General features: G+C 33.0%; 9 protein-coding genes. 7 read left to right on the forward strand and 2 right to left on the reverse strand.

The annotated features are described in order from the left end of the window. Window positions 1–7: 7 nt before the first annotated feature. Window positions 8–739 (forward strand): SDR family oxidoreductase, encoded by a 732-nt coding sequence (locus A3EM_RS0125670; protein WP_020531114.1) that lies wholly within the window; start codon window positions 8–10, stop codon window positions 737–739. A 145-nt stretch (window positions 740–884) separates the two neighbouring features. Beyond that, on the forward strand, window positions 885–4,325 hold the full coding sequence (gene porU / locus A3EM_RS0125675) for a type IX secretion system sortase PorU (protein WP_020531115.1): 3,441 nt from the start codon (window positions 885–887) through the stop codon (window positions 4,323–4,325). 31 nt (window positions 4,326–4,356) lie between these two features. On the opposite strand, the gene mobB is transcribed toward porU, so the two are convergent. Beyond that, window positions 4,357–5,511, reverse strand: a complete 1,155-nt coding sequence (mobB, locus tag A3EM_RS43680) for a MobB family relaxase (RefSeq protein WP_020531116.1) — start codon at window positions 5,509–5,511, stop codon at window positions 4,357–4,359. A gap of 442 nt (window positions 5,512–5,953) precedes the next feature. Beyond that, window positions 5,954–6,610, reverse strand: coding sequence for an antA/AntB antirepressor family protein (locus tag A3EM_RS46260; RefSeq protein ID WP_020531118.1), 657 nt, complete (start codon window positions 6,608–6,610; stop codon window positions 5,954–5,956). A gap of 515 nt (window positions 6,611–7,125) precedes the next feature. Here A3EM_RS46260 and A3EM_RS46265 point away from each other — a divergent pair. The 5 genes from A3EM_RS46265 (at window position 7,126) to A3EM_RS0125720 (ending at window position 12,142) form a co-directional block, all read left to right on the forward strand. Beyond that, the gene (locus tag A3EM_RS46265) at window positions 7,126–8,154 is read left to right on the forward strand and encodes a replication initiation protein (RefSeq protein WP_020531120.1); all 1,029 of its coding nucleotides are present in this window, start codon (window positions 7,126–7,128) and stop codon (window positions 8,152–8,154) included. Window positions 8,155–8,422: 268 nt separating this feature from the next. Beyond that, window positions 8,423–9,364, forward strand: a complete 942-nt coding sequence (locus A3EM_RS0125705; protein ID WP_020531121.1) for a ParA family protein — start codon at window positions 8,423–8,425, stop codon at window positions 9,362–9,364. Window positions 9,365–9,427: 63 nt separating this feature from the next. After that, window positions 9,428–10,285, forward strand: coding sequence for a ParB N-terminal domain-containing protein (locus A3EM_RS46270; protein ID WP_020531122.1), 858 nt, complete (start codon window positions 9,428–9,430; stop codon window positions 10,283–10,285). A gap of 238 nt (window positions 10,286–10,523) precedes the next feature. Then, window positions 10,524–11,711 (forward strand): glycosyltransferase family 2 protein, encoded by a 1,188-nt coding sequence (locus A3EM_RS0125715; protein ID WP_020531123.1) that lies wholly within the window; start codon window positions 10,524–10,526, stop codon window positions 11,709–11,711. Window positions 11,712–11,743: 32 nt separating this feature from the next. Next, complete coding sequence (locus A3EM_RS0125720; RefSeq protein ID WP_020531124.1) at window positions 11,744–12,142, forward strand: GtrA family protein; 399 nt, start codon at window positions 11,744–11,746, stop codon at window positions 12,140–12,142. Window positions 12,143–12,258: the final 116 nt, after the last annotated feature.

A 12,258-nucleotide genomic window follows, 5' to 3' on the forward strand; every position in this document is an offset into this window, starting at 1 on the left:
AATTTTCATGTCTAATATATTAATTCTGGGTGCTACTTCTGATATAGCAGTGGCTACAGCTCGAAAATTTGCAGCTGAAAAACATGACATTCAACTTGCCGGCAGAAATATAGAAAATTTGTTACCCTTAAAAACAGATTTAAATGTACGATTCGGTGTCAATACAGATGTTTTTAAATTTGATGCCAGCGATTTTAAATCCCACAAACCATTTTATTCAGGGCTCCCCAAAAAACCTGATGTTGTGATATGTGTATTTGGATACATGGTAGAAGAGGAAATTGCCGGAGATAACTGGGAAGAAGCAGAAAAAATGATCAATGTAAACTTCACTGGGGCAGCATCAATCCTTAATATTATTGCTAAAGACTTTGAAGAAAAAGGTAATGGTGTAATTGTTGGAATTAGTTCGGTAGCAGGAGAACGGGGACGACAAAGTAAACTTTTTTATGGAAGTGCAAAGGCTGGTTTCTCAACTTTCTTAGATGGCTTAAGAAATAGAACAGCTAGTAAAGGAGTCCATGTTTTAAGTGTAAAACCAGGATTTGTTTATACAAAAATGACTTCAGAACTTGATCTACCAGGTATTTTAACAGCAAAACCCGAACAAGTTGGCAAAGCTATTTATAATGGTGTTCAAAAAAGAAAAAACACTATCTATGTAAAATGGATGTGGAAATGGATTATGCTTATCATAAAATCTATTCCTGAACCACTTTTTAAAAAAATGAACCTATAAAACAGCGAGGTTTTGATCAGAATTATTTTGGTTTTTGTAAGTAATCCAAAAAGTTTGGTTTAATTTTTTACAAACTATTTTTTAAAATCAATAATTCTGGTAGGTTTATAAAACATGATGATGTTTAACAAAACATTTCAAATTAGTGGCAAAATTTTGCTGGAAAAACACATATTTTTCAAAAAAGGGAAAAATATATGTTTTATATATTCATAGCCTAATAATCCTGCTTATTTTTCCTTACATCACATCCTATGGTCAATCAATTCTTAAAGAAGGAGAAATAATAAAAGTAGGAATTGTTAAAAACGGAATATATAAAATTGACAATGATTTCTTAAAAAAACATGGAATATCCGGAGCCTTGGTTAATCCCAGAAATATTCAGGTTTTTGGAGACTTTTCCGGAATGTTAAATCAAAGCAATCAAGCAGCAAATCTAAGTGGATTAAAAGAATGCTCCATTTTCCTTTCTGATCCCAACGCAAATAAATTTAGCAATAATTACCTACTTTTTTATGGAGAAAGCCCTCATACAGTTTCATACCAATCCGATGAGCAAAAATTTATTAAAGAACAAAATATTTATGCTGATACAAATTATTACTTTATAAAAATTAGCAACAACCAAAATTCTTTAATCGATAATAGGAAAAGTCTTATCACAAGCTCCTCCAATATTATAAATACATACAATGCCTATATTTTCCATGAGGTAGAAGAATACAATATATTAAATTCTGGAAGGAGATGGTTTGGAGAAAAATTTGGGAGTAAACCCTCTTTTGAATTTAAATTCCCTATAACAAACATATCCAAGGCATCTCAGATACAATTGTCCATATCCTTGATGGCAAAGTCTTCCTCAAATAGTGAATTCAACCTATTATTGAATGACACTAATGTTGGAAAAACAGAAATACCTGCTATTAATAAAAGTCTGGGAGGCGCATTAGTTCAGGATAACTTCACCATAGAATCAGCTGCTTTACCCAATCTTGATGGGTTGAAACTTGTAATCAAGTTTGTTAAAAATTCTTTGGAAGCAATAGGATACCTTGATTTTTTCAATATAAATTTTGAAAAAAAATTAATATACGAAGGAGAAACGTTTTCTTTCAGATCCATAAAAAGTACAGAAAACCCCTACTCTACTTTTAAAATTAAAACCTCTAATGACTTAACTTTTTGGGATATCACAAATCCATTAAAACCCATAAATCAACTATTTAAGGAAGGAGCTGATGGATTAGAATTTACAACCGACTCCTACAATCTCAAAGAATTTGTTGCCTTCGAACAACATAAAATTTCTCACCCATTATTTATTAGTAAAATTTCAAACCAGGATATTTTAAATTTATCCGTTCCGGATTTACTTATTATATCCAATTCTATTTTTTACCAAGAAGCAAAAAAATTAGCACAATTCAGAGAAAGTAATGATGGACTATCAGCATTAGTAGTTACCACAGAACAAATTTTTAACGAGTTTTCTTCCGGTCGACCTGATATCTCAGCAATTAGAAACTTTGTAAGATATCTATATCTCAAAGACTCAAAGAAACTTAAATATTTACTTCTTTTTGGAGATGGATCTTATGACTATAAAAATACCATTGAGACTTATAGCTCTATAAAGAATACCAACCTGGTACCTACTTATCAATCTAGGGAGTCCCTACACCCTATTTATAGTTACACTTCAGATGACTATTACGGTTTTTTAGATGAAAGTGAAGGATTGTGGTCAGAAACGAATCATGAAAATTATACTCTTGAATTAGGAATTGGACGATTACCAGTTGCCACAAAAAAGGAAGCTCAAGATATTGTTGACAAATTAATTCATTATAGTACCAGTGAAAAAACTTTTGGAAATTGGCGTCACTCCATAACTTTTATAGCTGATGATGGAGATCTTAATTTACATCAAAAACAAGCTGATAGATTAGCCGAATTTGTTCATGGTAGTTATCCCAAAATTGTTTCTACAAAATTATTTACTGATGCTTTTCCCCAATTGGAGACAGCTTATGGAGAGGTAACCCCTGAATTAAATGAGCATATTACCAGACAGATTCATAAGGGGTCGTTAATTGTCAATTATACAGGGCATGGTTCAAATCAAAACTGGGCATCTGAACAAATATTAGGGTTAAAAGATGTTATCTCCTGGGATAATTACAATAATTTGCCACTAATATTTACGGCAACATGTGAATATGGAAAATATGATCAACCTACTCAAAAATCAGGAGCTGAATATGCTCTTCTTAATCCAAATGGAGGGGCTATTGCTCTGATGACAAATACCAGATCTGTTTTTTCAAATAACAATTTTGAATTAAACCAAGACTTTTTTCAAATCCTATTCAATAAGCCTAATGGACAAAACCTAAGATTAGGTGATGTAATTAAGGAAATCAAAAATGCAAACTCGGGTATTATAAGCAATAGAAACTTTACCTTATTAGGCGACCCTTCAATGCAATTATCTTTTCCAAAAAATGAAATTAAGATAACCAGAATTAATGAAAAACAAGTAGATAGAGAACCCGATACATTATACACCAAAAGAGAAATAAAGATCAGTGGAGAGATTTATCAGGAAAATAGTTTTCAGAACAATTTTAATGGAGAATTAGAAGTGACGCTCTATGGCGACCCTCTCGAAATTACTACTTTGGCTAATGAAAAAGAAAATACCAAAATGAGTTTTACTGACAGAAATAATGTCCTATTCAACGGTAAAGCATCCATTAAAAATGGAAAATTTGAAATTTTATTTATGATTTCAGATAATAATCAAATAAGCCTGAAAAAAGGCAAAATACAATGTTACGCTTATTCAATAGAAGAAAACACGGATGCTCAAGGAGTTTATGACAACTTTTTGACCTCAGATACCTTATCCCCCACGCCCACTGATAAAACACAACCAGCAATTGATCTGTTTATTCATAACAGATTTTTTGAGGATGGAGGAAAAGTACCACCAAATACATCCTTGTTAATGGATGTTCATGATGAATCTGGAATTAGACTGGGTAAAAAAAATCAATCAGGAATTATAGCCATTTTAGATCCTGACAGCCTTAATATAAAATATAACCTTGATGATTATTACGTAACTGAAAAAGATAATTTCAAAAATGGATACATAAACTTTCCCCTATTAAATCTATCACAAGGATATCACAATATTAAAATAATTGTAAGTGATAACTTTGGAAATGAAACCAGTAAAACTGTTTTATTTGAGGTTGTAAAACCTAAAAAAAACATTGCACCTAATGTAACAGTATTCCCAAATCCTTTTTCCAATTCTACTACCTTTAAATTGGATCATGGATTTATTGGCGACAATATCAATTATGAAATTCTTTTTTATAACTCCCTTGGATATCAAATTCATAGGCAAACAGGATCTATGACTTATAGCAGGTCTCCAATTTTTATTCCCTTAGAATTAAAAGAAAATTTTTCGACTTCTCAATTGCTATTTTATAAGGTTCAAATCTGTGCACAAGATAATCAGCTTAATTGCTCCTCTGCTTCAGGAAAGATTTTGAGAGTAGAATAATTTTTTTCACACCCTAAATATTTTACACAACTCAATACCCAAACTGAATCCCACGGGTAATAGGCTTTATAGCCAGTTGCAATGTTTTCTTAATCAGCTGAACTGGCAATCCTGCCGGAGATATGGCCATGGATTTCGCCACTTCATCTATTACTTTATTCATCACGTTTTGCCTTACCCCTCCAACAGTGGTCGGTATATGCATCAAACTATTCACTTCTTTATTCTGCCTCATTGCCCTCTCCAACATGTAACGGGCCAGCCCTTCTGGTGATTTCGGAGCATTGATCACCATATCCAAATACTTCACTGCATCGTGCTTTTTAGCATGTCGGTAGGCATAGTTGTTTTCATACCCTCTTACATACCCGAATTGTTTGTCGAATATCTCCTCTGTCTTCCCCACAAACTGATGGCGATCAAAACCTATTTTATGCTCCTTTCCATTCAGTTTTACTTTTCCATTCCGGGGTTTGGAAAATGGTGATAACCGCACTTCCTTCTTCCTGTCCATCCTCGATACTATGATGTGCACATGCATCTGAGCACCTCCTTTATTCCTCCCGGGTAAAATCACTTCTCCATAATCATCCTTGATATAACTCTGGTTTTGATTAAGAATCTGCTGGGACAATGCATTGATTTTTTGCTGATTTCCACCACTGTCTCTTAAATTTTCAACCTCCCTTTTCAAGGCATTAATTTCTACACTCACCTGATAGTTATGTTTAAATACTTCCCGGTATTTTGCCTCTTCCTTTTTATAGCTTCGTTCATGCTCTACTTTGGCAAAATACACCAAATCTTTACCCTGTATTTTTGTACCGTCTTTATAGGTCTGGGCAAAACTATTGGCATATTCTTCCATCACCGCTCTGGTGTAGGCTTTTAACTTTTCCTTATCATGGCCAATATGTGCCAGCTCATCAGCACTTGGGTTAATCGTCAGCATAAAAAACTTGCTCTCCTTGCTTTTCAGCTTCGCCCCTACTCCATTGCTGTCAATGGCATGCCTGACCTGAAAAGAGCGATAATCCTGCCCATCGTGGGCAAAGAAATGTTCCTCTTCCCACAGGTCCTTATCCTCATTTTCCTTCTCCAGGTATTCCACCAATGCACCACAACTCCCACTATTGTTATCGTAGTGGGAATCGTATTTGCCCGTTTGATGGATTTTAACATACATATCTGATCAAATCTTGTATAAATGTGGTTGGGTTGAATAAGATAATCTCTTCCTAATTTTTTCTGCTGTTTTTTACGTAATTACTTACCTGTTTGGGTTATCCCGAAATTATTATCTTTTCCACTATGCAGCAGCTATTTTGGCTTAATATGCTGTATAAAAATAGCTTTTATGACCACTCAAGTCAACTATTTTTGGAAAATGCTGCAAATAAAAATTTATATGCTGCATAATATGCCGCATGTTATTTTTATAAATTACTGATTTATAATATTTTATCCATCACCCAAATATCCACTATCATGCGCTGCGTGATACCATCTTGCTTACAATTTCCCCTCCCCTACTTCCACTTCCTAATTGTAACCAACTGGGGGTTGCTTCAGATACATCCTCTGTTAAAATTTAAGAAATTAAATATTGATATTTGGGCAGGTAAACCTTATTGTCCTAACTTCTTAATGTCTTCCTCAGGTTTATAATCTTCAGGAAGTTTTTTGGTATTATCCTTTATAAGTTTTCTCACATCAGCGTGATTGTCTTTGTGGGTCTTTTCTATTTCACCAAGATCTGACTCTTCCTGTTCTTCCAAAACTTCCTTTGATAGGGCTACAGCAAAACTTCTGGCAGTTAAAAGCACATCTGGTAAAACTTCATCAGGAAGAGGTTCTCCATTGAATAATACTTTACGGGCTTCATGGTCTATTTGAATAAAATTATCTTCAGTATGTCCTTTTTCAAGAAGATAATTCAATAATTTGCTTTTGCCATCTTGCAATTTATTCCAATAATCCAAACGCTTATTTTCCTTGAGTTTGATAAGCGTTTCTTCTGCCTCAATAAAATACTTCCTGGCTTGCCTTCCTTTCTCTGATCGTTGAATCATGGAAATTTCCTTGGCAGTTCCAATTTTCAGGTGATATTCCTTTAAAGTATGACGATACTCTTTTTTGAGTACGGTGAAATAATCCTTATTTTCTTCAAAGCCATACTCAAACATCCTAATGATCCAGTCATTGAATCGGGTTTTTACTTCCAAAAATTCCCATAATTCCCTGGCATTAATCAAATTCCCCTGATATATTTTTATGAGTTCCATGATATATAAAGCTTTATTGGATTCCAAACAATTATCAAAGACAAAGGTAATGATAGTTAAACATACCCCTAATGTTTACACCAAGAATATATATTTATTAAAAATCAACTTTTTATGGGAAATTGAAGCCTTTTTAAACCTCTTGAAGGAATTATTGTATAATTATTCTAATAAAAATCTGTAAAATAAAAAAAAATCACCTTATAAGAGTAGTTATATATTAGTTATAGTTATAGTTAAGGGGGTGTAACTTATTGGTTTACAGTTTTTTATAAAGTTAAACATACCCCTAATGTTTGCAATAAGTACCCTAAACGTTTACAATACATACCCTTAATGTTTACGTTAATATACCTTAATGTTTACAAATATGTACCCTAAAGGTTTACATACATACCCCAAACGTTTGCAATATATACCCTCAATGTTTACATTTAGATTAAATTTTAAAAATAACTGTCACTAACCAACAGATTTTCCTCTTTTTGTAAACATTGGGGGTATGTATTAAAAAAATGGAGATAAAGTTTAAGGTCAATCGTACTGTACGAAAATCAAACAAACTGATTAACTACAGAGATAAACTTGGGTTAACAGCCTTACAACAAAAGCTCTTTTTATTTTCAGTAACTGAACTGAAGAAAAAAGAAGATTTTGGAACCATGCTTTCATTTGATATGCGGGATTTTTTTGGAAAGAAAAGACTTACCACTCGTGAATATGAAACAGTTCGGAATGCAGCAGCTCAGCTGGTAAGAACTAGTATTAGTATAAAGGATGATGATGGGAAATGGGCGGAATTGGCTTTATACTCCAAAATAGAAGGGCAGGAAGGTTCTAGTACTATTTATTTTAAGTTCAACCAGGATTTGCGGCCTTACCTTGTCAATTTAAGAGGAAATTTCACCTCCTATTTGTATGATAATGTGGTTCATTTTAAATCAGGCTATAGCGTAAGGATTTACGAATTATTGGTGAGACATTTGGGATGGAATAATGTGTATGAGGTCAATGTCGATTATCTAAAAGAGATATTGGGAATCACCGAAGTAAAAACCTACAAAACTTTCCCAAAATTTAGAGAAAAAGTATTGGATAAGGCCCAAAATGAAATTAATGCTTATTCTGATTTAACTATATCCTATGAGACGGTAAAAAAAGGGCGGACTATTCGATCAATCCGATTTTATATTTCAAGTAAAGAGGAGGTAAAGCAGGATTTTCTAAACCACCCAGAAGAAGTAAAAAAATCCGAAAAGATAGATTTCGAAGGTGAAATTACTGACTCAGAACAACATGTAGACGTACAAGAAGATTTAGCAGAAAAAGCGGCCAGATTAGTTACTCGTCTTAAAGCTTATGGTTTTACTCATGATCAGGCCTTGTTGGTAGTCAAAGCAACAGAAGCCAAGATAGAATCTGGTATATGGAAAATTTTATATAACCTGAAAATTGCCCTCTCTGATAAGAAAATAAACAACCCCAAATCTTACCTGATCAAGGTATTCAAGAATCAATATAACCTTGAATTTATGGAAGATTGAAAAAGAATTTTTATCAGAAATTGAAAGATTAATACCGAAAAACCTCCAGGATGTTATAAAATACCTATCCCAACCTGTATAGATCGTTCCATTATAGAAACGGGAAATCATTGTTCCCTCAGCAATGCTTTTGAAACGATTTTTAAAAAATGTTCATAAAAAGTGTATTTTTTGATGCAAAAATGATTTAAATTGATATAATTGCAACTTTATTGATACAATTTAATCAGTTTAATTTGTCCATTTTACTTTATGAAATAAGGAAAATATGAGCAATAGCGATTCTATTAGGTTATTTTTTAAGAAAAATAAAGCTATTTCTGCTACCGCAGTGGCAGATGAGGCTGGTATTAATCCATCTGCATTTAGAAATTATTTAGCCGGAGATAGAAATTTACCAGAAAAACATCTTCCTGCACTTTTAACTGTGCTAAAAAAATATGGCTTTAAAGAGGATGAAGGAACTTGTAAAGTAATTACGGTGCTCAACCACAAAGGAGGAGTGGGTAAAACTACTACTACCATGAACCTAGGAAAAGCCCTTGCTTTGCTTGGCAAAAAAGTGTTATTGATTGATATAGATCCTCAAGCTAACCTGACTCAACATTGCGGAGTGGCACAGCAAGTAGATAAAACTATTGTGGATACCTTGTTAAATGATGAGGTTATGCCTGTAATTGATATTGAGGCTAATTTTCATTTGGTTCCTTCAGAGCTTGCTTTAGCCACTGCAGAATCTCAATTGATGACTGATGTCAATGGTTGGTTTAAATTAAAAAATGCACTAAAATTTGTAAAAAGTCCCTATGATTATATTCTGGTGGACTGTCCTCCTTCTTTGGGGATTCTTACCAATAATGCTTTGTTAGCTTCCGATGAGGTGGTTGTAGTTGTGGAAACAGAATACTTGGCTATAAGTGGATTAGGTACTATTACCAAACATATCGATGGGATTAGGAGGAATTCTTTAAATGAAAATATTAATCTGTTAGGCTTATTATTTACCAAAACCAATAATACGGTAGTCAGTAAAGAGATTGTGAAAGAATTGTCTACTTTGTATAAAAGCAAAGTGTTTAAAACCAGTATCAGAAGAAATATTTCATTGGTAGAAGCGGCAGGTAATGGTACGGATATTTTTTCTTATGCAGAGGATTCTCATGGAGCAGAGGATTATATGAAGTTTGCTAAGGAAGTGGTAGAGAAATAATTTTATCCTTTATATCCAGATACAAAAAAGTTGATTTTTCAGAAAATATAAGTACAGCTACTCATGGCAAAAAAGAAATTTCAGAAACAGAATGTGTTAGGGTTTATGACTGAAACTGCGAAGTTGGATGATGATGCCCTCATTAAAGATAATATAAAAATATTACCAGAATTAAAACCATATATATTTCCATTAACGCCTGAAGAATTTCAGCAACTGGAGAAAAATATCATTGAAGAAGGGTGTAGGGATCCTTTAGTGATTTGGAAGAAAGCAGATATGGATTTTGTGCTGGTAGATGGACATAATCGCTTTGAAATTTGTTCCAAAAATCAAATTGATTTTAAGGTAGAAAAAAAATCATTTGAGTCGATAGATGAAGTAAAAGACTGGATGATTAATAATCAGTTGGGTAGGAGAAACCTTACTCCAGAACAATCTGCAATATTACGGGGAAGGTTATATAACCGAATGAAAAAAAGTGGTGAAACAGAACGAGGACCGGGGGGACAATTTGTCCCCTCGGTAAATTTGTCCTCACAGTTGGCTGAAAAACACAATGTGAGTGATAAAACCATCAAACGAGATGGCCTTTTTGCGGATGGCATGGAAGCTATAAAAACGGCAAATCCTGAAATTTATAATGATATTCTTTCCAGGAAGGAAAAGGTGAAAAGGGCCGAGATCGAGCAATTGGGAAAACAGGTAAGAGCAGATGAAAAGCTTGCCAAAAACCTGGTGATTAAATCAGTAGCTGATATTCATAAAAATACGGGCAAAACTACTACAACAAAAGCCCAAAGCCCCCAAAAGGATAGAGTGGTTTTTAACAGAGAAAAGCTAATTTTCCATGCCCGTAATTTACAAAGCCTTGGACTTTCAAAATCAGAAATTAAAAGGATTATTGATGGGGTGGATTGAAAAAAAAGCTTAGTATTGTTGGCTTTTTTCACATCACTCATATTGTATGCTATTAGAGAAAGGAATAAGATAGAAGAGTCTTGTAGGAAAAACAAATGAAGTATTTCTAAATTCTAATTGTTTCTTTTAATTCTTCTGTGAACAATAGTTAATTATACATTATTACTAAATTAAAGCCTCAAAGTTTGAACTATTGAAGAGTATATTAGTGCAACTTTTACAATGATTAATAATCTTAATGGGAATTTTATCTATACTTTTTTGGATTTGCCTTGGAATAGTATTTTATACATTCATTGGTTACGGGTTAGTTATGTTTTTTTTAATTAAAATTAAGAGAATTTTTAAGAAAAAAAACAACCAATTCAACGCAGATTTTGAACCTTCAGTAACTTTAATTATTCCAGCATATAACGAAGAAGAATTCATTGATAAAAAAATTGAAAATACTTTAACCCTTGATTATCCAGCAGAAAAATTAGAGATATTTGTTGTTACAGATGGAAGTACGGATTCTACTCCAACAAAAATCAGAAGTCATAAAAGGTTAAGGTTGTTTCATGAGGATGCAAGAAGAGGGAAGACAGTTGCTATGAATAGATGCATGAAATATGTTGAAACATCAATAGTAGTATTTTGTGATGCTAATACTCTTTTAAATAGGGAAGCAATACGAAAAATAGCCGCTCACTATAGTGATCCAAGAGTAGGAGGAGTTGCTGGAGAGAAAAAAATTATTACTTCAAACGATGAACAGGCTGCCGGTGCCGGTGAAAGTATTTATTGGAAATATGAATCAGCATTGAAGCGTTTGGATTCCGAAATGTTTTCTGTTGTAGGGGCTGCTGGAGAATTGTTTTCAATAAGGACTGAATTATATGAAGATCTTGAGGAAGATACTATATTGGATGATTTTATGATTTCTTTAAGGGTAAACCTTAAGGGGTATAGGGTAATTTATGAACCAGAGGCCTTTGCAATGGAAACATCCTCTGCTTCCATGCGTGAAGAACAAAAAAGGAAAATCAGAATTTGCGCAGGAGGAATCCAGTCTATTCTTCGATTAATTCCTCTTTTTAATTTTATAAAACATCCCTGGCTGACATTTGAATATATATCGCATAGGGTATTGAGGTGGACCATTACTCCGTTTTGTTTATTGTTATTGGTGATATTAAATCTTATTTTATTTAATGCTAATTCATTTTTTAAAGTGACATTAATTCTCCAATTTATTTTTTATTCGCTAGCCCTAATAGGTTGGTATCTGGCTAATAAAAATATTAAAGTAAAAGCCCTTTATATACCTTATTATTTTTTATTTATGAACTTTTCAGTTTTTCTGGGATTGATAAGGTTTTTAAAAAAGGATCAATCTGCAGTTTGGGAGAGAGCGACTAGAAAAGTCTATAATTATAATACCTGATATAATAAAAGAGTTCAAATTTTCATTTTCGAATGCTATATAAATATATATTTTTTGCTGTCATTGCGACTATTACAAATATTCTTGTCCAGGCTATAAGCTTTCACTTTTATCAAGGTATTTTTTATTTACAAGTGGCGATGTTATTTGGTACGGGTGCTGGTTTAGTATTGAAATATATTTTGGATAAAAAGTTTGTATTTTCACATACATCTGATAGCCTACAAAATGAAGGAAAAACTTTTAGTTTATATACTTTAATGGGGGTTTTCACAACGTTTATTTTTTGGGGTGTAGAAGCGGCATTTCATTTTTTATTGGATTATGATTGGGCTAAATACGTTGGGGCTGTTGTCGGTTTAGGGATTGGATATGTGATCAAATTTCATCTGGATAAACGGTTTGTATTTTCGGTTGAAAGCAGACAATAGTAATCCCTTAAAGGGACTTTTGACTTTTTTTTATAAGTACTTTCTGAAGGATAGCTAATGATTTTACTTAATTCAATATTTTTTGGCATGACACTGTACTTAACATATTAACCATA

Origin of the sequence: Flexithrix dorotheae DSM 6795, from assembly GCF_000379765.1 — a bacterium.
Lineage (GTDB): Bacteria > Bacteroidota > Bacteroidia > Cytophagales > Flammeovirgaceae > Flexithrix > Flexithrix dorotheae.

What these genes read in the sequence shown, in the direction of transcription:
- A3EM_RS0125720 (WP_020531124.1), top strand. Translation starts at nt 11,744, where the DNA reads ATGCTATATAAATATATATTTTTTGCTGTCATTGCGACTATTACAAAT.
- A3EM_RS0125715 (WP_020531123.1), top strand. Translation starts at nt 10,524, where the DNA reads ATGGGAATTTTATCTATACTTTTTTGGATTTGCCTTGGAATAGTATTT.
- A3EM_RS46270 (WP_020531122.1), top strand. Translation starts at nt 9,428, where the DNA reads ATGGCAAAAAAGAAATTTCAGAAACAGAATGTGTTAGGGTTTATGACT.
- A3EM_RS0125670 (WP_020531114.1), top strand. Translation starts at nt 8, where the DNA reads ATGTCTAATATATTAATTCTGGGTGCTACTTCTGATATAGCAGTGGCT.
- A3EM_RS46260 (WP_020531118.1), bottom strand. Translation starts at nt 6,610, where the DNA reads ATGGAACTCATAAAAATATATCAGGGGAATTTGATTAATGCCAGGGAA.
- mobB (WP_020531116.1), bottom strand. Translation starts at nt 5,511, where the DNA reads ATGTATGTTAAAATCCATCAAACGGGCAAATACGATTCCCACTACGAT.
- A3EM_RS0125705 (WP_020531121.1), top strand. Translation starts at nt 8,423, where the DNA reads ATGAGCAATAGCGATTCTATTAGGTTATTTTTTAAGAAAAATAAAGCT.
- A3EM_RS46265 (WP_020531120.1), top strand. Translation starts at nt 7,126, where the DNA reads ATGGAGATAAAGTTTAAGGTCAATCGTACTGTACGAAAATCAAACAAA.